Below are 25,590 nucleotides of genomic sequence, written 5' to 3'. Positions count from 1 at the left end.
CCCGATCTGTCCAGGGCGCGAAGGGTGAGCATCGCCACTTCCACCTGCCATACCTACGGTGCCGTAACCTACGGCCCCGTAGGTAGCATTGACGCTATGGACCTCGTCGAGGAGACTTCCGCTGTGTCTCAAGCCGTAGAAGAGCTCGACCCGCCCGTACCGCTGAAGCCCCTCCTCAGAGGGTGGATTCATGCCGCAATGTTCCCCGCGGTACTGATCGCGGGAGTGGTGCTGACCGCTTTCGCGGAGAGCACTCGGGGTCGCATCGCGTGCGCCGTGTTCACCGTCACCGCCTGCGCGTTGTTCGGCGTGAGCGGCCTCTACCACCGAGGCAACTGGGGCCCGCGAGGCGAGGCGATCCTGCGTCGCCTGGACCACTCCAACATCTTCCTGATCATCGCGGGCAGCTACACGCCCCTCGCGATCCTGCTGCTCCCTTCGAGCAAGGCGACCCCGCTGCTGTGGTTCGTCTGGGCGGGCGCGCTGGCCGGCATCGCCTTCCGCGTCTTCTGGGTCGGCGCGCCGCGCTGGCTCTACACCCCCTGCTACATCGCGCTCGGCTGGGCGGCGGTCTTCTTCCTCCCGGACTTCCTGCGCACCGGCGGCATCGCGGTGCTGGTCCTGGTGGTCGTCGGCGGTCTGCTGTACAGCGCGGGCGGCGTCATCTACGGACTCAAGCGGCCCAATCCGTCACCTCGCTGGTTCGGCTTCCACGAGGTGTTCCACTCCTTGACGCTGGCGGCCTTCGTCATCCACTACGTCGGGATCTCGCTGGTCGCGTACCAGCACGCTTAACCGCTGCGGGGCCCTGGACTCCGGCTCATGCCCCGCTCAAGGCACCGCCCAACGGCCCGCCCCAGACTCACGTCAGGCGCCCGCGACCGATCCGGTCGCGGGCGCCTTTGCGTACCCGGTTCTGCGTACCCGGTCCTGTGTACGGCTCTGCATACCCGGGCCTGCGTACGGCTCTGCGTACCCGGTGCACGGTGGCGCCCACATCTGAATATTGACAGGCCCCATCTTTTGCGAGTTACTGTCACTTGACAGCAACTCTTAAATATTTGACGGAGGAGTGTCATGACCGCACAGCTCGACCCCAGGCGCTGGTGGGCGCTCGGCGCCATGGTCGCGAGCATGCTCGTGCTCGGCTTCGACATGACGATCCTGAACGTGGCGCTGCCGACGATGGCCGGCCAGCTCGGCGCCACCACCGGCGAGCAGCAGTGGATGGCGGACGCCTATGTCGTCGTCTTCGCCGCCCTGATGCTCCCCGCCGGGCTGCTCGGCGACCGCTTCGGCCGCCGCCGGATGCTGGTGACGGGCCTCGGGATCTTCCTCGTCGGCTCGCTCGTCGGCTCGCTGGCCACCAGCGTCGAACCGGTCATCGCCGCCCGCGCGGTCATGGGCATCGGCGGCGCGCTGGTGATGCCGCTCGCCCTCGCCGTCCTGCCGTCGCTCTTCGCGCCCCAGGAGCGCACCAAGGCGGTCGGCATCGTGACCGCCGCCTCCGCGCTCGGGATGCCGCTCGGCCCGATCATCGGCGGCTTCCTGCTCAACCACTTCTGGTGGGGCTCGGTCTTCCTGATCAACGTCCCGATGGCCGCCCTCGGGATCATCGCCTGTGTCTTCCTGCTGCCCGAGACCCGCGACCCGGCGTCGCCCAGGGTCGACGCGGTCTCCACCGCGCTCACCGCGGCCGGTCTCGGCGCACTGATCTACGGGATCATCGAGGCGCCCGCCCGCGGCTGGTCCGACCCGGTCGTGGTGGGGATGCTCGCCGGGGCCGCCGTGCTGATCGCGACCCTCGTCCTGCGCGAACGCCGGATGGTCCGGCCCATGCTGGACATGACGCTGCTCGGCCACCGCCCGTTCCTGCTCAACACGCTCGCCGCGACCCTGGGCATGTTCATCTTCTCCGGGCTGATGTTCGTCCTCCCGCCGTATCTGACGGCGGTGCTCGGCAACGACGCCTTCGGCACCGGCCTGCGGCTGCTGCCGATGATGGGCGGCGTGATGTTCGCCGCCAAGGGCAGCGCGCCCCTCATCCAGCGGTTCGGCGCCCGCGCGGTGATCAGCGGCGGCCTGGTGGTGCTCGCCTTCGCGGCGTTCCTCGGCAGCCGCACCACCGTCGACACCGGCTACGGCTTCACCGCCCTGTGGCTGTCCATCGTGGGATTCGGCTTCGGCTTCGCGGTGGTCCCCGCCATGACGGCGGCGCTCAGCGCACTGCCCGCGGACCGGGCGGGCAGCGGCTCGGGACTGCTGAGCACCGTACGGCAGGTGGGCGCCGCGATCGGGATCGCGCTGCTCGGCTCGCTGCTGGTCGGCGCCTACGCCGACCGGCTGCCCGCCGGGGCGCCGCACGCCGCCGCCGACTCCGTGGTCGCGGCCCACGTGGTGGCCGGCAGGCTCGGCGACACCCGCCTCGCGGCCGCGGCGGACGCCGCGTACGTGCACGGCATGACGACGGTCCTGCTGGTCTGCGGCCTCACCGCCCTCGTGGCGGCGCTGCTCACCGCGACACTGCTCCCCAGGACCGGTGCCGACGCCACCACCGGGTCCGGAACCGGAACGGACGGCGAGGCGCTTTCCGAGACGGGCGCCGAGACGGGTGCCGAGTCGAGTGCCGGGGCGGGCGCCAAGGCCGGAAACACATCCGGGGCCGTACCGCCGGTGGCCGCGCTGCCCGCCGATGCCGGACAATGACGGGCATGTCCGCACGTACGACGGCCGCCCCGACCACCGCCCCCTCCGGCACGCCGAAGATCGGCCTGCGGGAGCGGAAGAAGATCCAGACCCGCCAGGCGATCCGCAGGGCCGCGTACCGGCTCTTCGACGAGCAGGGCTACGACGCCACGCCCGTCGACCGGATCGCCGAAGCCGCCGACGTCTCCCCCAGCACCGTCTTCCGGTACTTCCCCACCAAGGAGGACATCGTCCTCACGGACGAGTACGACCCGCTGATCGAGGCGGCGATCCGGGCCCGGCCGGCCGACGAGTCCCCGCTCCGGGCGATCCGGCACGCCTTCCTGGAATCGCTGCGCGCCGTCTGCGAGGACCCGCAGGAACGGGCGGACCTCAGCGCGCGGGCCCGGCTGCTCCGTGACGTGCCGGCCGTCCGCGCCCGCTCCATGGAGAGCATGTCGGCGACCGGCCGGATCCTCGCCGGCGTCCTCGCCGAGCGCACCGGGCGCCCGGTGGACGACCTGGAACTGCGGATCTTCACCGGGGCGGTGCTCGGCGCCTTCCAGGAGGCCACCATGCACTGGGGCGAGCACGACCAGCAGGGCGAACTCCTGGACGTCGTCGAACGCACCCTGGACGTGCTGGAGCGCGGCCTCACCCTCTAGGCGGTCTCACGCTCCGGGCGTGTTTCCCACCGACGCGGCCAGTGCGGCCGGATCGGTGGTCGGGGCGTCGCACACGAAGTGCCGGCAGACGTAGGCGGCCGGGCGGTCCCCGACGAGCGGGCGCTCGTGCAGCAGGGGGAACTCGTCGCTGCCGGGCGCGCCGGGCGCCACCACGGCGCCGGGGGCGGTGGCCAGCAGCGCCGTCCGGTGCAGGGCGGCAGTGGCCGGATCGTCGGGCGCTCCGACCACGGCGATCTCGCGGGGGCCGTCCAGGGCCGCCTCGGCGACGGCGAGCCCCCAGCCGATGAAGCGCGGCGCCCGCGGCGCCAGCGCCCCCACGACGCCCAGGGCGCGCTCCGCGGCCTCGCGGTGGGCGCTCGACCCGGTGTGGGCGGCGTACGACAGCAGCGCCCCGGCGGCGGCGGTCCAGCCGGACGGGGTGGCGTTGTCGGTGGGGTCCTGGGGGCGGCGGATGAGCGTCTCGGCGTCGTCGGCGGTGTCGTAGAGCGTTCCGTCGGGGGCGGTGAAGTGGTGCAGCACCGAGTCGAGGAACAGCCCGGCGAAGTCCAGCCAGACGCCCTCGGCGGTGACCGCGGCGAGCGCGAGGAAGCCCTCGGCGACATCCGCGTAGTCCTCCAGCACCCCGGAGTTGTCACCGGCGACGCCGTCGCGTGACGTGCGGGCGAGGCGGCCGGAGTTGTCCATGTGGACCCGCACCAGCACGTCGGCCGCGTCCAGGGCGGCCCTGACCAGGTCCGGGCGGTCGAAGTACGCGCCGGTCTCGGCGAGCGCCGCGATGGCCAGGCCGTTCCAGGCGGCGACGACCTTGTCGTCACGGCCGGGCCGCGGCCGCTCCTCGCGCGCCGCCAGCAGCCGCTCGCGGACCGACGCGACACGGTCCGCGTCGCCGGGCGCGCCGTCCGCCGCCAGTTGCAGTACGGAGGCGCCCTCCTCGAAGGTGCCCTCCGGTGTCACACCGAAGTGCGCGGCGGCGAACGCCGCGTCCTGCTCGCCGAGCGCCTCGCGCAGCTCCGCGGGCGTCCAGGCGTAGAACGCCCCCTCGGCGTGCGTCCCGTCCGCGCGATCACTGTCGGCATCGAGGGCGGACGCGAACCCGCCTTCGTTCGTGCGCAGTTCGCGCACCATGAAGTCGGCGGTCTCCAGCGCGACGCGGCGCGCGAGCTCCGAGCCGGTGGAGCGCCACAGGTGCGCGTAGACGCGGCACAGCAGCGCGTTGTCGTAGAGCATCTTCTCGAAGTGCGGCACGGTCCAGGTGCGGTCGACCGCGTACCGGGCGAAGCCGCCGCCCAGTTGGTCGTAGATGCCGCCGCGGGCCATCGCCTCGCAGCTGTCGGCCGCCATCCGCAGGGCGTCCTCGGAGCCGGTGCGGGCGTGGTGGCGGAGCAGGAACTCCACGGCCATGGACGGCGGGAACTTCGGCGCCCCGCCGAAGCCGCCGTTGTCGGCGTCGTACTCCCGGACCAGACCGGCCAGCGCGGCGTCCAGCTCCTTCGCGCCGGGTGTCACCGACGCCCCGTAGGCGCTCTGCCGCTCGCCGAGGTCCTTGACGATCCGCGCGGCGACCTCGTCCACCTCGTCCCGGCGGTCCCGCCAGGCCGCGTGCACGCCCTCCAGCACCTGCTGGAACGAGGCCATGCCGTGGCGCGGCTCGGGCGGAAAGTAAGTGCCGAAGTAGAACGGCTCGGCGTCGGGGGTCAGGAACACCGTCATGGGCCAGCCGCCCTGCCCGGTCGCCGCCTGCACCGCCTCCATGTAGACGGCGTCGACGTCCGGCCGCTCCTCGCGGTCCACCTTCACCGGCACGAAGTGCTCGTTGAGGTACGCCGCGACCGTCTCGTCCTCGAACGACTCGTGCGCCATCACATGGCACCAGTGGCAACTGCTGTAACCGACGCTGAGCAGCAGCGGTACGCCGCGCTCACGGGCCTCGGCGAACGCCTCGACACCCCACGGCCACCAGTCCACGGGGTTGTCGGCGTGCTGCAGGAGGTAGGGCGATGTCGCGGTGCCGAGTCGGTTCACGGCACCCACTCTGCCACGCGGGGCCACCGGTGGCGCGGCACGAAATCCCGGACCGTCCGACGCCTGGTCCGCCGGCCCTCACGCCAGGCCCTGTTGATCCGGAGCCCGTGAACAATACTTACGCAACCATGACGGATTCCTGCCCGGTTCCGCGCTCCTGACCACTCGCGGAATCCCTGCTTCTGCCGGCGGCGCACCCAACTGTGTGAGTGAAGAAACCTCAGTTCAGGCCGGGTTGAGGCGATGTCAGGGCCATAGGGCCACGGGAGGGCCGGTGCGCACGGCATCAGGCTCTGTGGCCACCGGCCCGTGCAGCGGTGCGCCCAGTCCGGCGCAGGCCGGCAGCGGGCAGGCCGACAGCGCCAGGAGCTGGCGGACCGCGCCCGGCAGCGGCCAGTTCTTGCGGGTCGCGTACCAGGCGAGCAGCGCCGACGCGAGCGCGGCGAAGACGAAGAGCGGCACGGCGGGACCGGCCGACCGGCGCGCCCCGAGCCACCCGGCGGCGACGACGGTCACCAGCAGGCCTGCCCCCAGCACCGCCTGCGCGCGCAGCCGGGCGCTCCGCACACCGCCGTGCTCACGTGCCGCGGTGACCTGTTCGTCCAGGTCGGTGACGGTCAGCTCGCCCCACTCGCCGTCCCGGTGGTCGCGCAGGTAGAGCGTGGCACCGTCCACGATGCCCGCGCCGGCCGGCGAGTCGCCGGGGGCCGGCGGGGAGCCCCCGGACTCGGCCGGCGACCACCGCCGACGCTCACAGAAGGCTGGTCAGCCATGGCGGGGTCCGCCCCTCTCGCTCGACACCTGCGCAGTCAAACACCGCCGCGGCCCCGGCCGGACGGTCGCGAACCCGAGTGAGCAGCGATTGAGCAGGTTCTGAGCTGGGGAGAGACACCCGGCGCAGCACGGCTCCCGCCCGGCCCGGGTCACCACTGACGGCTCGCCAACTCCCGCGCCCGCACACGGGAACAGGGTTGTCGGCCCGCCACCCGAGGTAAGGAGAGGTGGAGCGGCTGAGTGGATCGGCCGGGTATCCACCTCCTGCCCGGCTCCGCCCCGCGAGACCCACCGGAGGACGCCGGTGACGGGTGAGTGACCGCGAAGGGGAGCACCTTGAAAGAAGCGCCAGAGCCGGCGAAGCCGTCCGGGAGGGACCGGGCGGAGGTCGAGAGCCGGCTGAAGCTGGCCGTGGTCGAGGAGGCACGCGGCAGTACGCCGGCGGACGCGGAGCGGCTGCTGCAGCGGGCGCTGGCCTCGCTGGACGAGATCATGGCGCAGGCCGCCGGGGAGTACGCGCTGTATCTGCGCGCCACCGGTGACGGGCCCGCCGGGCAGCCGGGGTTCGCCGGGCGGTTCCCGCGCGGGACGGTGGCCACCGCCGCGATCACCGCGGGCGCGGTCGGGGTGACGGCGTTCGCGGTGGACGTCATCGGCCAGAACCTGTCGGCCGGGGCGTCCCTCACCACCGGGCTGGCCGCCGGGGCGGTCGGAGCGGTGGCCGTCGGACTCAGAGGCACGGCCACGCCCCTTCCCGACTCCCCCGCGGCGGCCGACGACCCGGCCCCGTACCGGCTGCGCTGGCTGGACGCGGTGGAGCAGCGCGGCATCCGGCCCTTCCTCGAACAGCACCGGAGCCGGGCGACGGCGGAGTCCGCCGCCTCCCGGGCCGCCTCCCCCGCCACGGCCAACGGCCGGCACCAGGTTCCGGCGCCGCGCCGCACCGACCGCAGCGCCGCCGCCAGGACCCGGGCCGTGCTGGAGCAGTCGTTCGGCCAACTACCGTCCGCGGACGGGCCGTTCGCCGGGCGCCGCAAGCAGGTCGCGCAGATCGCGCAGTGGGTGCACCAGGCCCGGGTGTCCACGGAGAGCAAGCCGACCGTCGTCGTCCTGCACGGACCGGCCGGCGCCGGGGCGACCACCCTCGCGGTGCGCGCCGCCCGCCAGCTGCGCGACCAGTTCCGCGGCTCGTGCGTGGTGGACCTGCGGGGCGGGGCCCTGGACGAACGCCCGCTGCCGACCCGGGACGCGCTGCTGCACCTGCTCAACCGGCTCGGCGCGCCCCGCGAGCAGCTGCTGTTCCGGGAGCGCCCCAACCACGAGCAGCATCTGCGGCGGCTCGCCGACCAGTACCAGAAGCATCTGACGGGCACGCCGGTGACGATCGTGCTCGACGACGCCTCCGACGCCGAACAGGTGCGGATGCTGGTCCCCGAGCGGTCCGAGGCGCTGGTGCTGGTCACCGCCCGCGAGCCGCTCTCCCTGGACCTCCCCAACGCGTGGGTGCACAGCCTGCCCGTCGGCCCGCTCGGCGCCGCCGACACCCATGAGCTGCTGGGCGAGCTGGCCAGGACCGCGAAGGCGCCCGAGCCCACCTCGGTGGAGTCCGAGCGGCTGCGCGGCCTGTGCGACGGTCTGCCGATCGCGCTGCGGATAGCCGGCGCGGCGCTGCAGGAGCACGGCACGGCCGCCGGGCTCGCCGCCGACCTGGAGGCCTACGGCCCGCAGGAGGCCGTCGAGCGGATCCTCGCGCTGCGCTACCACGACCAGCCCGAGCCGTCCCGGCGGCTGCTGCGCCGGCTCGCGCTCGCCGGGCGGGCCAGCTTCGGCGCGGCGGCCGCCGCCGCACTGCTGGCCACCGACGAGCAGGAGGCCGGCCGCCGGCTGGAGGAGCTGGCGCGGGCCGGACTGATCGAGCACATCCGCGGCAGCCGCTACCGGCCGCACGACCTCGTACGCCGCTTCGCGCACGCGCGGCTGCTCGACGAGGAGGACCCGGCCGAGCGCGCCGCCGCCCATGAGCGGCTGATCCGCAGCTACGCCGAGCTGGCCAACGCCGTGATCCGCCTCGTCGAGGGCAAGACGTCCACCCGGGCCGGGCGCTTCGGCGCACACGGCTTCGCCTCGCTCGAAATGGCGCTGCGCTGGCTCGACGACGAGTCGAGCTTCATCACCGCCGCGCTGCGGCACGCCGAGGGCGTGGACCGCACCGTCGTCCAGGCCCTGCTCGGCGCGCTGTGCGACTACTGCCTGCTGCGCGGCGACCTGTACCGGCTCGGGGAGATCAGCGAGCTGGCGCAGGCGTCCAAGGCCGCCCCGGACGAGGAGCAGAACATCCTGGTGCGGTCGGTGCAGTGGCGCACCGGCATCGCGGCCCGGCAGCTCGGCGAACTCGACAAGGCGCGTTCCACCCTCAGCTCCGTCGTCGACCTGTACTTCGAGGCGCAGCACCCGGCGGGCGCCGCCCGCGCGCTCGGCAGCCTCGGCATCACCCTGCACCACCAGGGCAGCCTGCGGGAGGCGGAGAGCAAGCTCCGCGAGGCCCTGGAGCTGCAGGCCGCACCGGAGCTCGGCGAGGACCGGGCGTGGACGCAGCACGCGCTGGCGGCCGTGCTGCGCGACATGGGCCAGCTCGGCAAGGCCCTGCCGCTGCTCCTGGAATCCCTCGAACTGCACCGGCAGAACGAGAGCGTCAGCGGGCAGGCCTGGGCCCACCTCCAGCTCGGGCAGGTCCATCTGCGGCTCGGCGCGGTCGACGAGGGCGAGGCCGAGCTGCGCAGCGCCGGCCAGTGCTACGCGCTGACCCGCGACCCGCGCGGCGCCGCGTGGACCCGCACCCAGCTCGCCCGCGCCACCCTCCAGCGCGGCAACGCCCAGGAGGCCGCCCGCGAACTGGACGAGGCACTCGTCCGCCACCGGGCCTGCGAGGACGCCCGCGGCGAGGCCTGGACGCTGTACTACCTGGGGCACGCGCTGGAGGAGTCCGGCAACGGCGACCAGGCGCTGCGCACCCTGGAGCGGGCCCGTTCCATGTTCAGCCGGATGCGGGACGTGTACGGGCTGGCCTGCGCCCGCCACCACTCGGCCCGGGTCACCCGCGACCAGCGGGCCGTCCGGACCGGCAACCTCCGCAACAGCGGCTTCGCCCGCCAGCTGCTCCAGGACGCCCGGCAGGACTTCCGGCGGATCGGCGTCGAGCACGGCGAGGCCTGGTCCTGCCTGGAGCTCGCCGTGATCGACGCCGGGAACAACCGTTTCGTCGAGGCCCTCACGCTGCTGGACGAGGCCCGCGAGCTCTTCCACGGCCTCGGCGACCGGCGCGGCCAGGACTGGGCGGTGTTCCTCCGCTGCACCGTCCAGCCCCTGCTGTCCGACGACGGCGCCGGGCAGGCCGCCGACACGCTGCGCGCCCTGCTGGCCGCGCACTACCCGGGCCGGGACCCGGATCTGGAGGAGTACGCCGAGGCCTACACCGTCCTGCTGGAGCGCGGTACGGCCACCCACGGCGGCAGCTGGGAGGCGTGGCGGCTGGGCATGATGCCGCGGCGCTCCGCGCGCATGGTCATGGACCTGCTGCCGGCGGCGCCCTGAGGGCCGCAGGCAGGACAGCCCGCCGGGCCGGTGTGCGGCCGGCCCGGCCGGCGCCCGGGCGCGTGACGAAGCCTGGTGGTCCTGGGACGCCCGGGCGCGTGACGAAGCCTGGTGGTCCTGGGACGCCTGGGCGCGTTACGAAGCCGGGTTGTCCTGGGAGGCCCGGGCGGCGGCCTGCGCCTCCCGGTGTGCCCGCAGACCCCGTGACGGCTTCGGGGCCGCCGCAGCGGGGTCCGGGGCCTCCTCGAAGTCGATCTTCTTGAACTGCTTGCCCATGTTCTTCATCAGCGCCCACAGCGACAGCGCGATCGCCGCGAAGATCACAAAGCCGATGAGACCGGGCGTCACCTTGTTGTTGTCCAGCTCCTGAGCGGCGAGCGGGACGTACTGGGTCAGTGCGTGGGAGGCAATCACGGTACCCATTGTGCGCTAGGCGGTGCGGATGCCCGCGAAGAGGTCGTCCTCGGGCAGTGAGGTGTCCACGAGCGACTTGGCGAGCTCGTAGTCCTCGGTCGGCCAGACCTCCTGCTGGATCTCCATGGGAACGTGGAACCAGGCGCCGTCCGGGTCGATCTGGGTGGCGTGCGCGAGCAGCGCCTTGTCACGGATCTCGAAGAAGTCGGCGCAGGGCACATGGGTGCTGATCTGCCGCTCGGGGCGGTCGAACTGCTTCCAGCGCTCCAGCCACTCCGCGTACGGCGACTCCAGGCCGCGGGAGAGCAGCGCCTCGTGCATGGCGACGGTGCGTGCCTTGTTGAAGCCCTGGTTGTAGTAGAGCTTCTGCGGCGTCCACGGCTCGCCGGCCTCGGGGTAGCGCTCCGGGTCGCCCGCCGCCTCGAAGGCGATCATGGAGATCTTGTGGGTCATGATGTGGTCGGGGTGCGGGTAGCCGCCGTTCTCGTCGTAGGTGGTGATCACCTGCGGCTTGAACTCACGGATCAGCTTCACCAGGGCGCCGGCTGCCTCCTCGACGTCCTGCACGGCGAAACAGCCGTCGGGCAGCGGGGGCAGCGGGTCGCCCTCGGGAAGGCCGGAGTCGACGAAGCCGAGCCAGGACTGCTTGACGCCCAGGATCTCGCGGGCCTCGTCCATCTCCTTGGCGCGGACCTCGTGGATGTGCTCCTCGATATAAGGGTCACCCTGGAGCTTGGGGTTGAGCACCGAGCCGCGTTCTCCGCCGGTGCAGGTGGCGACCAGTACGTCCACCCCCTCGGACACGTACTTGGCCATGGTGGCCGCGCCCTTGCTCGACTCGTCGTCAGGGTGGGCGTGGACGGCCATCAGTCGCAGCTGCTCAGTCAAGGCTGGATCCTCTAGTCATCGGTAGTAGCCCCCTCGTTCCATGTAAAGGGCGCCTCCTATAGTGACCGAAGCGAGGGGGCAATTAATTCCATGGCCCCACCGGAAGGAACGATCATGGCTGCGGTGCGCGAGGGGCTGCCCGAAGGGCGCTACGGACGCGGCGCCGATGCGCGGGCCGACCGGCGACTGAAGATCATCGGCCTGGTGCTGGGCGTGCTGGCACTGGGCGGGGTCGGCTGGTTCGGCTGGCACTCGGTCGCGGGCACGGACGTGAGCGGCGAGGTCATCAAGTCCCGGGCCGTCTCGGACCAGGCCGTGGAAATCCATCTGGAGGTCCGTAAGGACGCCGGAACGGTCGCCGTGTGCACGCTGCGCTCGGTGGACAAGGACCACACTGAGGTGGGACGCATGGACGTGACCATGCGCGACCACAAGAAGCAGGTCGATACCGTGGTCACCATGCGGACCACCCACCGCGGGGAGACCGCTGAGCTGCTCGGCTGCAAGCCGGCGGACCAGGGCTGACCTGCCACGACGACACACTGACGATTTCCCGCTCCCGTGTGGGTGCCGGAATTGTTAAGCTCCAGGTTTCGCCCGGCCACGCGATGGCAAGGCACTCGACGCAGTCCCACGCAGTACCTACGAGGAGCACCAGTGACCCAGACCAGCCAGACCAGCGAGAGCGTCACCTGGCTGACCCAGGAGGCGTACGACCAGCTGAAGGCCGAGCTGGAGTACCTGTCGGGTCCGGCACGCGCTCTGATCATCGCCAAGATCGAGGAAGCCCGCCAGGAGGGCGACCTCAAGGAGAACGCCGGCTACCACGCGGCGCGCGAGGATCAGGGCAAGCAGGAGCTGCGGGTCCGCCAGCTGACCCAGCTGCTGGAGCGTGCCAAGGTCGGCGAGGCGCCGGCCGACACCGGCGTGGTCGCGCCCGGCATGGTCGTGACGATCGCCTTCGACGGCGACCCGGACGACACCATGACCTTCCTGGTGGGCTCGCGTGAGTACGTGAGCGACACCCTGGAGACGTACTCGCCGCAGTCCCCGCTGGGCAAGGGCGTGAGCGGCAAGAAGGCCGGCGAGGACGCCGTCTACGAGCTGCCGAACGGCAAGAAGTCCTCCGTGAAGATCCTCTCGGTCAAGCCGCACCGCGGCTGACCTTCCGGGACACACCTTCCGGGACACACTTTCCGGGACACACCTTCCGGGACACCGCAGAACGGGCTCCCCGCCGTGGGTACGGCGGGGAGCCCGTTCCGCGTTACGGGTCAGGTCAGGCGGTCGTCCGGGTCAGGCGGTCGCGGAGCGGTACTTGCGCACCGCCAGGGTGCGGAACACCACGAGGATCAGGACGGACCAGAGCAGCGACGCCCACACGGCGTGCTGCATCGGCCAGGCGCTGGACTGCGAGACGCCCGGGTTGCCGAACAGCTGCCGGCAGGCCTGCACCGTGGCGCTGAACGGATTCCATTCGGCGATGTGGCGCAGCCAGGGCGTCATGTTGGTGGTGTCCGCGAACGCGTTGGAAATGAACGTCACGGGGAACAGCCAGATCAGACCGCCGGAGGTGGCCGCCTCCGGGGTGCGGACCGACAGGCCGATCAGCGCGCCGATCCAGGAGAAGGCGTAGCCCAGCAGGAGCAGCAGCCCGAAGGCGCCGAGCATCTTGGGGATGCCCTCGTGGACGCGCCATCCGACGATCAGGGCGACGACGGCCAGCACGACGACGGTCAGCATCGTCTGCACCAGGTCGGCGAGAGTGCGTCCGGTGAGGACCGCGCCGCGCGACATGGGCAGTGACCGGAAGCGGTCGATGAGGCCCTTGTTCATGTCGTCGGCGATGCCCGCGCCGGCGCCCGCCGTGGCGAAGGTGACGGTCTGGGCGAAGATGCCCGCCATCAGGAATTCCTTGTACGTGTTGGGGTCGGTGCTGCCGCCGACCTTCATGGAGCCGCCGAACACGTAGGTGAACAGCACCACGAACATGATCGGCTGGATCAGCCCGAAAATGATCATCTCCGGGATGCGGGTCATCCGGATCAGATTGCGCTTGGCGATGACCAGCGAGTCCCGGACGGACTGCATGACCCCGCCGCCGGACCGCGGGGCGAGCGTGGTCGTGGGCTTCGCGTCGATGACGGCCATCACTTGGCCTCCTCTTCCGGTGCGGCGACCTCGGCCTCGTGGCCGGTCAGCGAGAGGAACACATCGTCCAGGGTCGGGCGGCGCAGCCCGATGTCGTCGATCTCGATGCCCCGGGCGTCGAGATCGCGGATGACCTCGGCGAGCAGCTTGGCACCGCCGTCGACCGGGACGGTGATCCGGCGGGTGTGATCCTCGGTCTTGGTGTCGCCCTTGCCGAAGCCGCGCAGGACGCCCTCCGCCTCGGCGAGCCGCTCCCGCTCGTGGACGACGACCTCGACGCGTTCGCCGCCGGTCTGCGCCTTGAGCTGGTCGGAGGTGCCGCGGGCGATGACCTTGCCGTGGTCGATGACGCAGATGTCGTGCGCGAGCTGGTCGGCCTCTTCGAGGTACTGGGTGGTGAGCAGCAGGGTCGTGCCGCCGGCCACCAGGTCCTGGATGACCTCCCACATGACCTGCCGGTTGCGCGGGTCCAGGCCCGTCGTGGGCTCGTCCATGAACATCACGGGCGGCTTGACGACGAGCGCGGCGGTGAGGTCCAGCCGGCGGCGCATGCCGCCGGAGTACGTCTTGGTGGGCCGGTCGGCCGCGTCCGCGAGGTTGAAGCGGTCCAGCAGTTCGGCCGCGCGGAGCTTCGCGTCACGACTCTTCATCTGGTAGAGCTGGCCGACCATCTGGAGGTTCTCACGGCCGGTCAGATACTCGTCGACCGCCGCGAACTGGCCGGACAGGCCGATGTGGCGGCGGACTTCGTTGGGGTGCTTGAGCACGTCGATACCGGCCACGACGGCGTTACCGCTGTCCGGTTGCAGCAGGGTGGTGAGAACCCGTACGGCGGTGGTCTTGCCGGCGCCGTTCGGGCCCAGCAGTCCCAGAACCGTGCCTTCCGGGACGTCGAAATCCACTCCGTCCAATGCCCGTACGTCACCGAAGGTCTTGACCAGACCTTCGGCGTAGATCGCGCCTGGCATGTGACTACTCCCAATCCGGGGATAGGTCTCTGGTGTCGGTGTTCGCGAGGTTCGCGGGCGGCCGCGAGCCGTTTCGGCCGGCGTCCGGGCCCGCACACACAGAGTCCAAACGCGACACATCGCGAGCATGGCGCATGCGATATATCGCGTCAAGACCAGGGTTCCCGAAATCTTCGGGCACCTCGGCCCGGAGCGGACGTCAGATGACCATGTAGCCGGCCCCCAGCAGAGCGGCCTCGACCGCCTCGCAGTGCTCCGGCCCCTTGGTCTCCAGGTGCAGTTCGACCTCCGCCTCCGTGAGTCCCAGCCGCGGGTCGGTCCGCACGTGGCTCACGTCCAGGACGTTAGCGTCCGCCTCTGACAACACCGCCAGTAGCGTCGCCAGCGCACCGGGACGGTCCGTCACCCGCAGCCGCAGGGACAGATAGCGGCCCGCCGCGGCCATCCCGTGCCGGAGGATCCGCTGCATCAGCAACGGGTCCACGTTCCCCCCGGACAGCACCGCCACCACCGGGCCCTCGAAGGAGTCCGGATCGGACAGCAGCGCCGCCACCGGGCTCGCCCCGGCCGGTTCCACGACCATCTTCGCCCGCTCCAGGCACAGCAGCAGCGCGCTGGAAAGAGCGTCCTCGGAAACGGTACGGACTTCGTCGACCAGTTCGCGAATGATTTTGAACGGGATGTCGCCGGGCCGGCCGACCATGATCCCGTCGGCCATCGTCGCCACCGCGCCCAGCGCCACCGGCTCGCCGGCCGCCAGCGAGGGCGGATACGCCGCCGCGCCCGCCGCCTGCACGCCGATCACCTTCACATCCGGACGCAGCGCCTTCACCGCCAGCGCGACACCCGCGGCGAACCCGCCGCCGCCGATGCCGACCACGATCGTCCGCACCTCGGGGCACTGCTCCAGGATCTCCAGGCCCACCGTGCCCTGGCCCGCGATGATGTCCGGGTGGTCGAAGGGGTGGATGAAGACCGCGCCGGTCTCCTCCGCGTACGCCTTGGCGGCGCGCAGCGTCTCGTCCACCACCTGTCCGTGCATCCGCACCTCGGCCCCGTAGTCGCGGGTCGCCGCGATCTTCGGCAGCGGTGCGCCCACCGGCATGAAGACCGTGGACCGCACACCGAGCAGTGACGCGGCCAGCGCGACGCCCTGCGCATGGTTGCCGGCACTCGCGGCGACGACCCCGGCGGATCGTTCCTCCTGCGTCAGGCCGGCGATCCGCACATACGCGCCGCGCACCTTGAACGAGCCGGTGCGCTGCAGGTTCTCGCACTTCAGATGCACCGGGGAGCCGACCAGACCGGTGAGGTACCGGCTGCCCTCCATCGGGGTCACCCTGGCCACCCCGGACAGCATCTTGTGGGCCCCGCGCACGTCGTCGAGCGTGATCGGGTGGGGTACTGCGGGCGCCGCTCTGTCCATGCGCCCAGTGTCCCAGTTCCGGTCCCGTGTCACCGCCGGAGCACGGTTTGTGCGGGATGGGTCTCATGGTGACCCTCTCCGCGTACTCTTCTCCCAACCTCCGCAGGACCGACAGAACGCGAGCTTCCGGCCATGCCCAATCCATCGGAGTCGCCCTCCTCTCCCCCCCTCGACGAGGAGGGGCCCACCGAACTCTTCGAGCGGCTCCAGCACCAGGTCGCTCTCTTCGCCCGGCGCGCGGAGCAGACCCGCCTCGGCGGTGTGGGCAAGGCCCGCAACTCCATGGACCGGGCCGCTTACCTGCTGCTCAACCGGCTCGACCGCGAAGGCCCGATGGGCGTGAAGGCGCTCGCGGAGGGCATGGGCATCGACTCCTCCACCGTCACCCGCCAGGTCGCGCCGCTCGTCGACACCGGCCTCGTCAAGCGCACCTCGCACCCCGAGGACGGCCGCGCCGTCGTGCTCGCCCTCTCGCCGCGCGGCCTCGGCCGGCTCGAAGAGGTCCGCAGCTCCCGGAAGCAGCTGATGGCCCAGGTCACCGAGGGCTGGAGCGAGAACGAGCGGGAGATGTTCTGCGATCTGCTCGGGCGTTTCAACCTGGCGCTGTCCGAGTGGCACGCGACGACGGTGCAGTCGGGACCGGCCGACGAGTAGGTCCCGACGCCCGGGCCGGCGCTCGAGCCGGTCCTGCCCGGCCGCCGCGCGCACCCCGCACCCGCAGAGCTCTTGACCTGAACCGCCTGCTTGACGTCCACTGGCGGCGTGGGCACGCGCCGGGCGGCAGCGGAGTACCAACGGGACGTCGAGTTTCAGGCGTTCACCGCAGGAGCGGCAGGACGGCTTCTGCACGCCGCCACCCTGCTCACCGGTGACCCGGCCGCGGCCGAGAAACTGCTGGGAACCGTCCTGGCGCACACGTACGCGAACTGGTTCCGGATGCGTTCCGAGGACCCGTACGACCAGGCCCGCACCGAGCTCGTACGGCGCTTCGCGTACCGGCCCTGGTGGCGCCGGCCGCACGGCGGGGCGCTGGACCGGCTCACCGCACAGGAGCGGCTGGTGGTCGTTCTGCGGCTGTTCGAGGGCGTCGCCGAGGAACAGGCCGCCGCGCAGCTGGGACTGCCTGTGGAGCGCGTACGGGCCATCTGCAACCGTGCCACGGCCACCCTGCGCAGCCGCCCGGCGCCGGCTCCCGCCCGGTCGGTGACCGAGGCCCGTGCGGCGGCGGAGAAGGCCAGGAAACAGGCCGCGGCGGAGAACTCGCGCGAGAACCCGCCGGGGGGTCCACCCGGGGGATCGGCGGGGGGTCCGCCCGGGGGATCGGCGGGGGGATCGGCGTCCTCGTCGGACACTCCGGCCGAGAGCTCTTCCGCGGCCGACGAGATCCAGGGAGCGGCGTCATGATGCCCCCGGACCGCAAGGAGGAGGAGGTCCGCCGGGTCCTCGACACCCCGCACCCCTACGTCCCCGCCGACCTGGCGGAACGGGCCGCCGAGCGCGGCCGCCGCATCCTGCGGCGGCGCCGCTTCGTGCACCAGCTGCTGTGGCTGCTGCTCGTCGCGGCGATCGTGACGGGCGTGGTGTTCGCGGTGCTGGAGTGGCCCGACCCGCAGCCGCTCGACACCACGCCGCCGGTGGACACCTGGTAGCGGCTCGGCCGGCCACCAGGTGCCCTCACGACGGCTCGGGCACCAGGTGCCCACAGCGACGGATCAGCCGGTTCGGACGGATCAGCCGAGCGCCTGGGTCAGGTCCGCCAGCAGGTCGTCGACCGACTCGATGCCCACCGAGAGCCGTACGAGGTCCGCCGGGACCTCCAGCGCGGAGCCCACCACCGAGGCGTGCGTCATCCGGCCCGGGTGCTCGATCAGCGACTCGACGCCGCCCAGCGACTCACCCAGCGTGAACAGGCCCGCGCGGTTGCACACCGCGACGGCCGCCTCCTCGCCACCGTTCACCTGGAACGAGATCATGCCGCCGAACGCCTTCATCTGCTTCGCGGCGATCTCGTGCCCCGGGTGCTCGGCCAGCCCCGGGTACAGGACCCGCGACACCTTCGGGTGCGACTGGAGCATCTCGGCGATCCGGGTGGCGTTGGCGCTGTGCCGGTCCATGCGCACCGCCAGCGTCTTGATGCCGCGCATGACCAGCCAGGCGTCGAACGGCCCGGCGATCGCGCCCATCGCGTTCTGGTGGTAGGCCAGCTCGTCGCCGAGCGCCGCGTCACCGGTGATCAGCGCGCCGCCGACGACGTCGGAGTGCCCGCCCATGTACTTCGTCGTCGAGTGCAGGACGACATCCGCGCCGAGCGCGAGCGGCTGCTGCAGGTACGGGCTCGCGAACGTGTTGTCCACCACCAGCCGCACGCCGGTGCCGGCGCCGCGGGCGATCTCCGCCAGCGCCGCGATGTCCGTGATGCCGAGCAGCGGGTTCGACGGGGTCTCGACCCAGATCGCCTTGGTGTTCGGCCGCAGCTGCGCCCGCACGGCCGCCGGGTCGGACGTGTCGGCCACCGACCACTGGACGCCCCAGCGCTCGACGACCTTGGCGAACAGGCGGAACGTGCCGCCGTACGCGTCATTCGGGATCACCACGTGGTCGCCGGGCGACAGGATGGTGCGCAGCAGGCAGTCCTCCGCCGCCAGTCCGGACGCGAAGGCCAGCCCGCGCCGGCCGCCTTCCAGTGCCGCGAGGTTCTCCTCCAGCGCGGTTCTGGTCGGGTTGGCGGAGCGGCTGTACTCGTAGCCGCCGCGCAGCCCGCCCACTCCGTCCTGCTTGTACGTCGACACCTGGTAGATCGGCGTCACCACGGCGCCGGTCTGGGCGTCCGCCGCCTGACCGGCGTGGATCGCGAGGGTTTCGAAATTCTGGTGCTGCTGGTCGTGGTCGCTCATTCCGCCGAGCGTAGTCGCCCGGGCCCGGTAACCGCCTGGTCCGGGTGCTGCCCCGCGCCGTATGATCCCGCTTCGAGTTCGAACTCTTGTCCTGTGGGGGGACCTTCTTCAATGGGCGCAACCTTGCGCGCGCTGCGCGCTCTCGTGCTGCTCGCGGGCTTCTACGTCCTCAGTACCGGCCTGCTGGCCGTGCTGGCCGGCGTGTTCGGCGTGATCGTCTACGAGTCCTTCCAGGGGCACCTCGCCCTGCTCTTCCTCGGCAAGCTGCTCGTGGTGCCGCTGCTGCTGACCTTCCCGATCATTCGCAAAGTGTTCATGTTCCGCGGCGGCAAGGGCGACGAGGGCCCCCCGGGGCTGACCGTGGACGACACGCAGCAGCCGGAGCTGTGGGCCGAGGTGCGTGACCTCGCGCGGCAGGCCGGCACCCGCCCGCCCCGTGACATCACCCTCACCGGCCAGGTCAACGCGGGTGTCTCGGAGCGCGCCCATCTGCTCGGCCTGCTGCCCGGACGGCGCCGGCTGTTCCTCGGCGTACCGCTCATGACCGGGCTCGGCGTCCCCCACCTGCGCGCCGTCCTCGCCCATGAACTCGGCCACTACAGCAACCGCGACACCCGCCTCGCCGGCATCACCATGCGCGGCCGGGACAGCGTCGTCCGCACCATCGAGTCCTTCCACGTACAGGCCGCGGCGAACGACAGCGCCTCGCACGCGGTGCTGGCCAGGATCTACACCGGCTACGCCAAGCTCTACATGCGCGCCTCCCAGTCCGTCGGCCGCCGCCAGGAGCTCGCCGCCGACCGTGCCGCCGCACGCATCGTGGGCCGCGACGCGGCGGCCGGCGCACTGCGCGAGATCCCGGTCCTGGACGCCGCCTTCGACTTCTACGTCAGCCGCTACGCGACCCTCGGCTGGGACGTGGAACTGCTCCCGCCCACCGGCGAGTTCTACGGCGGGCTGCGGCATCTGCTGGCCGACCCGGACCGCCGCACCGAGCTGGCGGGACTGCGGGCGGAGCTCCCCGAGCCGGAGCACTCCCCCTACGACTCGCACCCGCCCATCGCCGAACGCGTCCGCCTGCTCGAAGCGCTCCCCGACGACGGTGTGCGCGACGATCCCGACGCACCGTCCGCCCTCACCCTGCTGCGCGACCCGGACGGGGTACTGGCCGCCCTGGAGACCGCGACGCTCGCGGCCGGCGCGGCAAGGATGCGGCACGTCAGCTGGGAATCCCTCGCGAGCCAGGCCGGGCTCGCCGCCTTCCGGGCCGGCGCGCGGCCGCTCCAGCAGGCCGCGGCGGGGGCCGGTCACGCCGCGGAGCGCGGCCTCGCGAGCCTCGACGAGATCCTGGACGCCATCGACGCCGGCCGGCTGTGGGCCATCGCCGACCGGCTCCCCAAATCCCCCGAAGCCGCCGCCGTCACCGGCCGCGCGGCCCGCGAATTCGCCCGGCCCGCGCTGCGCTCGGGCCTGTCCATGCTGACCTGCGTCACCCTCGCCGACGCCGGCAAGGCCGACTGGACGCTCTCCTGGTCCACCCCCGCCCGCCTCACCCTCCCCGACGGTTACGACGAAGCCCTCCCCGAGGCCCTCGACGCCGCCGTCACCGACGACCCCGACACCGGGCCGCTGCGCGAGCTCCTGGCCGGCGCACTTCCCCTCATCCAGGAGCCCTGAACGCATGGCACGACTGCTGTTGCTCATCCCCGTCCTGCTCTGGGTGACCCCCTGGCTCGTCCGGCGCTTCAAGGCGTCCCGAGCCGGAGGCGTGTCCACCACGCCGCCCGAGCCCGGCCTGCTGCCGCAGGATCGGCAGAACACCAAGCGCTCCGGCCCGGACCCGGAGCTGGACGCGGTCCTGGCCGCCGTACGGTCCGGCGACTGGGTGCCCGCCGCGCAGCTGCTCGACGACACCGGTGACGACTGGGAGCGGCGGGACAGCCTCGCGAACGCCCTGGGCAAGGACGCCGCCGATGACGACACCTGGCTGAAGGCCTGGCAGGCCGAACGGCCGGACGACCCGACTGCGGCGGTCGTCGAGGCGTCGGCACTGGTGAGACTGGCTTGGAACATTCGCGGCGGGCTCCTCGCGAGCCAGACCACCCAGCAGCAGTTCCAGGGGTTCCACGGCGTTCTGCTCCGGGCTCAGACCGCGGCCCGCGAGGCTGTGCGGCTGGCTCCAGAGGACCCCTGCGCGCACATGAGCGAGCAGTGGGTCGCGATCGGTCTCGGCTACTCGCACAAGGAATTCCGCGCGCTGTGGGCGGAGATCGACAGCCGGGCGCCGCACCACTTCTCCGCGCATCTCTCGGCTCTTCAGTACTGGTGCGCGAAGTGGCGGGGCTCCGAGCAGCTGGCGAACAGCTTCGCGGCGGACGCGGACGCGGACGCGGACGCGGTCGCCGCGGCCCCGGCCGGCAGTCTGCTGACGGTGCTGCCGCTGATCAGCTGGTTCGAGCACCACAACAGCGACGCGGTGGACAAGGACTACCGCACGCCGGAGATGAGGTCCCTCGTCGACGCCCTGCTGGCCGATGTGGCCGCCGCCCCGGCCGGCCACCTGAAGCTGCGGTACGCCCGCCATCTGCTCGCGTACTTCCTGTACAAGCAGAACCGTTATCAGGAGGCCGTCGTCGAGTTCCGGCTGGTCGACGGCTGGGTCGACGCCTACCCCTGGCGCAACCACCCGGACCCGGCGAAGTTCTACTGCGCCATCCGGAACCTGTCGTTCGCGCGGGCGAAGTAACCGGCGCACGGAATCCTGCGGCCCGCTCAGACGTTCTCCGAGAGCGAGCCGACCCCGGAGGAGTAACCCCCCATGTTCCTGAACCGCCACAAGAACCACCTGCCCTCCGCCGACGAGGCCCTCAAGGGCCGCCCGGAGCCGGAATTCGACGTGCCCGCGCGGCACACCGTGCTGGGCAAGCAGCTGACCGGCCCGTACCCCGCCGATCTGGCGGTCGTGGACTTCGGGATGGGCTGTTTCTGGGGCGCCGAGCGCAAGTTCTGGCAGACCCCGGGCGTCTGGACCACCCTCGTCGGCTACCAGGGCGGCCACACCCCGAACCCCACCTACGACGAGGTCTGCAGCGGTCTCACCGCCCACACCGAGGCCGTCCGCGTCGTCTACGACCCCGCGCTAGTGTCCTTCGCCGAGCTGCTGAAGGTCTTCTGGGAGTCCCACAACCCCACCCAGGGCAACCGCCAGGGCAACGACTCCGGCACCCAGTACCGCTCCGCGGTCTACACCCACTCCCCGGACCAGCTCACCGGCGCCCAGGCCTCCCGCGACGCCTACCAGCAGATCCTCACCAAGGCCGGCTACGGCGACATCACCACCGAAATCCTCCCGGCCGGCCCCTTCTACCCCGCCGAGCCCTACCACCAGCAGTACCTCGACAAGAACCCCGACGGCTACTGCGGCATCGGCGGCACCGGCGTCAACCTGGACTCCCCCTCGGAGACGAACTGGGGCCGCTCCTGCCCGACCGGAATCGCCCCGGCAGATGGCTGACCCACTCCCGCCCGGCGCGGATGTCGGTTTCGACAGCGAAGCCCTGTCCGCGCTGTGGCGGGAAAGACGGCCGCTGGGCCCGCCGGTCGCGCACCGACTACGAAGCGTCTACAACGACCGGTGGGTGCGCTTCCACAGCCTCCCCGGGGGGAAGCGCTACCCGGAGAACGAGCACGAGTACACCACCGTCCTGGACCGGTACAACACGGTCCTGGACGGGTTGTTCGCCGGCGGCGACGTGTTCGTGGTGACGATGGCTTGGTCAGCACCGCCCGCTGAAGCGGAGCACCCCGCAAGCCGCCGCACAGCAGACCCAGGCGCCTCCCACTGGATGACGCTCACGGACGTGGACGATCCCGACCTCGACTCCGACGTTCACGCGCACCTCTACGTCAGCCGGCGCCCGTGGCAGAGCGGCTGCATCGACACGCTGCTCCGGCACGTGGCGGATGACGAACTGGCCGGCGTGCTCGTAACCGATACGGATCTCCGCCGGATCCACCACCCCTACGACGGCGGGGCCGACGTCATCCTGGCAACGCCCCAGGAGCGGGACGCCCTACGCGACGAGCACAGGAACTGGCTGTCCAGCCATCCCTCAGGCTGCTGAGACGACGTGTTCGAGTACCACGGCTGGATCACGCTCGTAGGGAGTCCCGACCCCGAGGACGAGACTCCCTGCGACGCGTTCCTCGGCCAGGTGCGGACACTCCTCGATCGCATGGACAGTCCCTACCTGGCCGACCTGCGCGCGATGAACGGTCGCTGGATGCTGCACATCGCCGGCCACCCCAACCGTTCCGGACTGCACGGCCCGGAGATCATCGACCTGTTCACGGAAGTCGGCCGCATCGCGCCCGGCTCCTACGGTCTGCTCCACACGTACGACGACGAAGACCCGCAGAACCCCAACGCCTTCCGAGTCCACCGCCTCGCCCGCGGCGCCCTCACCGAGCAACCGGACCCGTTCCTGTCCCCCGTCCGGCCCACCATCGAAGATCCGTGACCACGATCACGGCTGCGCTTGTCCCGCACCACCGCCAACGACCCTCGCGATCCGGACGACCAGCGGTACCTTGACCGCAACGTTGACGGGTACTGCGGGCCGGGAGGCACGGGTGTTTCCATCCCCATCGGAGTCGTCACGACCGACAGACGACCCTCCGTGCTCCGATCCGATCTTCGGCGGCCGCTGGATCCATGAGGCCAATCTGCGGCCGTTCTGCGAGTCGGTTGCGGAGTTCTCAGGCTACCGCTTCGACGACTCGGACTGGGGGGCTATCGAGGGCGCCCTCCCAGGCACGGACGTGGAGAGGCCCGGGGCTGGTACGACTACCCGTTGGCGGGCCGAATACCGCTGACACTGCTGGTCGCGGCCGACCCTGGTTCCTCCGTCGTCTTCGTGCGACTCGAAGGGGAAGCCGACGACCGCACGAAAGCACAGATCGACGCGGCACTCCACATCTTCAGCAGGTACAACGCAAGCTGATTCTGTCAGTGCCAGGCACCAGAATCGTGACTATGGATGTGAGATCTGACTTCGCGTTGAAGTTGCAACTGGAGCGCGTGGCCGAGCAAGCCATCGATCCTGACGTCAAGGACGCGCTTGCATCGGTCTTCAAGCATATGAGCAGCGGAAAGGTCCCCTACAGAGGAGGCCAAGCACTCGTCACCGTACTGAAGAACGTGCGCTCGGCAGCGGCAGCGGCAGACGAGTGGCACATCGTGCGACTGATACAAGACTCTCTGGACTACGCGGAAGGTCGGATCCTCCGACCGGACTTCGAAGAGCGATACCACCTCTTTCAACGGTCGACACAACCGCTGAGCTCGCACCAGGACTTCCTGGCACGAACGATAGCCGCGAGTCTTGCCTTCTTCGCTCAGCTCGGCGATCAGTACCTCAGCGAGTATCCCGACGCGAGCCCGAGCGAGGTGCTTACTCACGTAGGGTCCGTCGCCCGGGACGCCCGTTACATGCAACAGTCGCAGGAGCAACCCAGCCGGTATCGAATAGTCCGTGGCTCTGCCGAGGTGGCCGCGTGGATGGAGCAAGTCCTACGCGAAAGAGTCGATTTGGAAGATCCGGAGAAATCTGCCCGCCACATCGTGATGTCTCCTGGCTCCTTGGCAATTTTGGCAGCGGACGAGGAGGGGCAACTGCTACTCCGGGCCGCCGAGATTCAAAAGCGTCGGAAGGATCTCAAGGCGTTGCGCAAGGTGGTGGAGGATCCGGAGGCGAGTGAGCTCGACTTGCAACGCGCGCTGGACGGTCAGCACTGGATCTTCGGTGGCCAGTTCGCGAGCCAAGCGGTCCAGCGCCGATTGGTACCGGGCGACGAGGTGGATATCCCCCTCATACGCGGGGATGGCGCACTACATATCGTCGAGTTGAAGCGTTCCATGAGCCTGCGCGGCCGCCTGGTCAAGGAACACCGAGGGTGCTGGGTACCGACGGCCGAAGTACACGACGCAGTGAGCCAAGCGGTCAACTACCTTGTCGGCTTGGATGAACACCGACTCCGCATTCGAGATGAACTGGGCATCGAGACTCGGCGAGCAAGCGCACTCGTGTTGATTGGACACCCTGCCGCGCAACCCGTTGTTGCCGAAGACGCGATCAACGAGGCCTTCCGCACCCTCAACACACACATCAGTCGCGTTGAGGTCATGACCTATAAGGAACTGGTCGACAACGCAGAGCGTGCATTGGACGGCTGGCAATGAAGGTACGCGCCACTGAACATGCACCTGCTCCCATGCCTGCGCTTCGCGAACCTGCTCGTGTACGCCGCGGAGGTCTCCTTGCCGACCGCCGTGTCGGGGCCGGGCCCTCGTCGGGTGGCCCGGCCCCGGCTTCCGGCTAGGTCGCCGGGACCCGCTCCGTCACTGTGACGCGGCCCTTGCGGATGGTTGCCAGGCGGGGGGCGCGTTTGGCGATGGCGGAGTCGTGGGTGACGAGGATGAAGGTCAGGCCACGTTCTCTCCAGAGGCCTTCGAGGAGGCCCATGATGTCGTCGCGGGTGGCCTCGTCGAGGTTGCCGGTGGGCTCGTCGGCGAGGAGGACCTTGGGCTTCTTGACGAGGGCGCGGGCGATGGCGACGCGCTGCTGCTGACCTCCGGAGAGCTCGGAGGGCAGGTGGCTCAGACGTTCGTCGAGGCCGACGGACTCCAGGGCCTCGACGGCGAGGCGGCGGCGTTCCGCGGGCTTGACGCCCATGGGGACGAGGGCCGTCTCGACGTTCTCCTGGGCGGTGAGCGTCGGGATGAGGTTGAAGCTCTGGAAGATGAAGCCGATGTTCTCGGCGCGCATCCTGGTGAGCTTGGCCTCGCCGAGCCGGGCGAGGTCGACGCCGTCGAACTCCACCGAGCCCTCGGTCGGGCGGTCGAGGGCGCCGAGCATCTGCAGCAGGGTGGACTTGCCGCCGCCGGTGGGGCCCTGGATGACGAGCTGGTCGCCGTCCTCGATGGTGAGATCGACACCCCGCAGGGCCTCGACGGTGTCCTTGCCGCGTCGGTAGTGCTTGGTGACGCCGGTCAGCTGGTACATGGTCAACTCCCTTGAGACTGAAGGTGG

The 25,590-nt window shown here is 71.0% G+C and carries 24 protein-coding genes and 1 pseudogene; 16 read left to right on the top strand and 9 right to left on the bottom strand.

Annotated features, from left to right (window positions below; translation table 11 throughout):
* Positions 1–96: 96 nt before the first annotated feature.
* The 3 genes from G3I60_RS30670 to G3I60_RS30660 all read left to right on the top strand — a co-directional run bounded on the left by G3I60_RS30670 (position 97) and on the right by G3I60_RS30660 (position 3,350).
* Positions 97–795 (top strand): hemolysin III family protein, encoded by a 699-nt coding sequence (locus G3I60_RS30670; protein WP_138352149.1) that lies wholly within the window; start codon positions 97–99, stop codon positions 793–795.
* A 282-nt stretch (positions 796–1,077) separates the two neighbouring features.
* Positions 1,078–2,706, top strand: a complete 1,629-nt coding sequence (locus G3I60_RS30665; protein ID WP_164608023.1) for a DHA2 family efflux MFS transporter permease subunit — start codon at positions 1,078–1,080, stop codon at positions 2,704–2,706.
* Positions 2,703–3,350, top strand: a complete 648-nt coding sequence (locus G3I60_RS30660) for a TetR/AcrR family transcriptional regulator (RefSeq protein WP_164295379.1) — start codon at positions 2,703–2,705, stop codon at positions 3,348–3,350. The genes G3I60_RS30665 and G3I60_RS30660 overlap by 4 nt, the downstream gene beginning before the upstream one ends.
* A gap of 6 nt (positions 3,351–3,356) precedes the next feature.
* Here G3I60_RS30660 and G3I60_RS30655 read toward each other — a convergent pair whose 3' ends face one another.
* Positions 3,357–5,393, bottom strand: a complete 2,037-nt coding sequence (locus tag G3I60_RS30655) for a thioredoxin domain-containing protein (RefSeq protein ID WP_164295380.1) — start codon at positions 5,391–5,393, stop codon at positions 3,357–3,359.
* A 246-nt stretch (positions 5,394–5,639) separates the two neighbouring features.
* Positions 5,640–6,068 carry a hypothetical protein gene (locus G3I60_RS30650; RefSeq protein WP_164295381.1) on the bottom strand — a complete coding sequence of 143 codons (429 nt, stop codon included), beginning with the start codon at positions 6,066–6,068 and terminating at the stop codon, positions 5,640–5,642.
* A 435-nt stretch (positions 6,069–6,503) separates the two neighbouring features.
* Between G3I60_RS30650 and G3I60_RS30645 the strand changes: the two genes are divergently transcribed.
* Positions 6,504–9,758 carry a tetratricopeptide repeat protein gene (locus tag G3I60_RS30645; RefSeq protein WP_164295382.1) on the top strand — a complete coding sequence of 1,085 codons (3,255 nt, stop codon included), beginning with the start codon at positions 6,504–6,506 and terminating at the stop codon, positions 9,756–9,758.
* A 135-nt stretch (positions 9,759–9,893) separates the two neighbouring features.
* On the opposite strand, the gene G3I60_RS30640 is transcribed toward G3I60_RS30645, so the two are convergent.
* Entirely contained in the window at positions 9,894–10,172 is a 279-nt protein-coding gene (locus G3I60_RS30640) for a hypothetical protein (RefSeq protein WP_138352155.1), read from the bottom strand.
* Positions 10,173–10,187: 15 nt separating this feature from the next.
* Positions 10,188–11,060, bottom strand: coding sequence for a mycothiol conjugate amidase Mca (gene mca, locus G3I60_RS30635; RefSeq protein WP_138352156.1), 873 nt, complete (start codon positions 11,058–11,060; stop codon positions 10,188–10,190).
* A gap of 114 nt (positions 11,061–11,174) precedes the next feature.
* On the opposite strand from mca, the gene G3I60_RS30630 reads away from it, so the two are divergent.
* Together G3I60_RS30630 and greA are read left to right on the top strand one after the other, a co-directional pair.
* Positions 11,175–11,585, top strand: coding sequence for a DUF4307 domain-containing protein (locus tag G3I60_RS30630; RefSeq protein WP_138352157.1), 411 nt, complete (start codon positions 11,175–11,177; stop codon positions 11,583–11,585).
* 132 nt (positions 11,586–11,717) lie between these two features.
* Positions 11,718–12,224: a transcription elongation factor GreA gene (gene greA, locus G3I60_RS30625; RefSeq protein ID WP_138352158.1), complete on the top strand. Its 507-nt coding sequence runs from the start codon at positions 11,718–11,720 to the stop codon at positions 12,222–12,224.
* A 132-nt stretch (positions 12,225–12,356) separates the two neighbouring features.
* Here greA and G3I60_RS30620 read toward each other — a convergent pair whose 3' ends face one another.
* From G3I60_RS30620 to ilvA, 3 genes are all read right to left on the bottom strand, one after another.
* Positions 12,357–13,211 carry an ABC transporter permease gene (locus G3I60_RS30620; RefSeq protein WP_138352159.1) on the bottom strand — a complete coding sequence of 285 codons (855 nt, stop codon included), beginning with the start codon at positions 13,209–13,211 and terminating at the stop codon, positions 12,357–12,359.
* Positions 13,211–14,179: an ATP-binding cassette domain-containing protein gene (locus G3I60_RS30615; protein WP_164608021.1), complete on the bottom strand. Its 969-nt coding sequence runs from the start codon at positions 14,177–14,179 to the stop codon at positions 13,211–13,213. The genes G3I60_RS30620 and G3I60_RS30615 overlap by 1 nt, the downstream gene beginning before the upstream one ends.
* Before the next feature lie 199 nt (positions 14,180–14,378).
* Complete coding sequence (gene ilvA / locus G3I60_RS30610; RefSeq protein ID WP_138352161.1) at positions 14,379–15,605, bottom strand: threonine ammonia-lyase; 1,227 nt, start codon at positions 15,603–15,605, stop codon at positions 14,379–14,381.
* 132 nt (positions 15,606–15,737) lie between these two features.
* On the opposite strand from ilvA, the gene G3I60_RS30605 reads away from it, so the two are divergent.
* From G3I60_RS30605 to G3I60_RS30595, 3 genes and pseudogenes are all read left to right on the top strand, one after another.
* On the top strand, positions 15,738–16,259 hold the full coding sequence (locus tag G3I60_RS30605) for a MarR family winged helix-turn-helix transcriptional regulator (protein ID WP_138352162.1): 522 nt from the start codon (positions 15,738–15,740) through the stop codon (positions 16,257–16,259).
* Between the two features lie 108 nt (positions 16,260–16,367).
* Positions 16,368–16,793 (top strand): annotated as a pseudogene (locus tag G3I60_RS30600) (sigma factor-like helix-turn-helix DNA-binding protein); the annotation flags it as partial.
* A gap of 212 nt (positions 16,794–17,005) precedes the next feature.
* A complete protein-coding gene (locus G3I60_RS30595) occupies positions 17,006–17,254 on the top strand; it encodes a hypothetical protein (RefSeq protein WP_164295384.1) in 249 nt (82 codons plus the stop codon).
* Positions 17,255–17,335: 81 nt separating this feature from the next.
* Here the strand turns inward: G3I60_RS30595 and G3I60_RS30590 are convergent, their stop codons facing one another.
* Positions 17,336–18,499 carry a cystathionine gamma-synthase gene (locus tag G3I60_RS30590; RefSeq protein ID WP_164295385.1) on the bottom strand — a complete coding sequence of 388 codons (1,164 nt, stop codon included), beginning with the start codon at positions 18,497–18,499 and terminating at the stop codon, positions 17,336–17,338.
* 111 nt (positions 18,500–18,610) lie between these two features.
* On the opposite strand from G3I60_RS30590, the gene G3I60_RS30585 reads away from it, so the two are divergent.
* The 7 genes from G3I60_RS30585 to G3I60_RS30555 all read left to right on the top strand — a co-directional run bounded on the left by G3I60_RS30585 (position 18,611) and on the right by G3I60_RS30555 (position 24,740).
* Positions 18,611–20,176, top strand: coding sequence for a M48 family metalloprotease (locus G3I60_RS30585; protein ID WP_164608019.1), 1,566 nt, complete (start codon positions 18,611–18,613; stop codon positions 20,174–20,176).
* A gap of 4 nt (positions 20,177–20,180) precedes the next feature.
* The gene (locus G3I60_RS30580; protein ID WP_164295387.1) at positions 20,181–21,245 is read left to right on the top strand and encodes a DUF4034 domain-containing protein; all 1,065 of its coding nucleotides are present in this window, start codon (positions 20,181–20,183) and stop codon (positions 21,243–21,245) included.
* Between the two features lie 72 nt (positions 21,246–21,317).
* Entirely contained in the window at positions 21,318–22,013 is a 696-nt protein-coding gene (msrA, locus tag G3I60_RS30575) for a peptide-methionine (S)-S-oxide reductase MsrA (protein WP_138352168.1), read from the top strand.
* Entirely contained in the window at positions 22,006–22,623 is a 618-nt protein-coding gene (locus tag G3I60_RS30570; RefSeq protein ID WP_239070446.1) for a hypothetical protein, read from the top strand. The genes msrA and G3I60_RS30570 overlap by 8 nt, the downstream gene beginning before the upstream one ends.
* 6 nt (positions 22,624–22,629) lie before the next feature.
* Positions 22,630–23,019: an Imm7 family immunity protein gene (locus G3I60_RS30565; protein ID WP_164295388.1), complete on the top strand. Its 390-nt coding sequence runs from the start codon at positions 22,630–22,632 to the stop codon at positions 23,017–23,019.
* Between the two features lie 333 nt (positions 23,020–23,352).
* On the top strand, positions 23,353–23,502 hold the full coding sequence (locus G3I60_RS45825; protein ID WP_239070443.1) for a hypothetical protein: 150 nt from the start codon (positions 23,353–23,355) through the stop codon (positions 23,500–23,502).
* 32 nt (positions 23,503–23,534) lie between these two features.
* The gene (locus G3I60_RS30555) at positions 23,535–24,740 is read left to right on the top strand and encodes a Shedu anti-phage system protein SduA domain-containing protein (protein ID WP_164295389.1); all 1,206 of its coding nucleotides are present in this window, start codon (positions 23,535–23,537) and stop codon (positions 24,738–24,740) included.
* A gap of 136 nt (positions 24,741–24,876) precedes the next feature.
* Here G3I60_RS30555 and G3I60_RS30550 read toward each other — a convergent pair whose 3' ends face one another.
* Positions 24,877–25,563 (bottom strand): ABC transporter ATP-binding protein, encoded by a 687-nt coding sequence (locus G3I60_RS30550; RefSeq protein WP_164295390.1) that lies wholly within the window; start codon positions 25,561–25,563, stop codon positions 24,877–24,879.
* Positions 25,564–25,590 lie beyond the last annotated feature (27 nt).

It is taken from the genome of Streptomyces sp. SID13666 (genome assembly GCF_010548325.1).
GTDB classification, from domain to species: domain Bacteria; phylum Actinomycetota; class Actinomycetes; order Streptomycetales; family Streptomycetaceae; genus Actinacidiphila; species Actinacidiphila fildesensis.
Note: the sequence above shows the minus strand (reverse complement) of the source record. Positions and strands in the feature narration are given on the sequence as shown.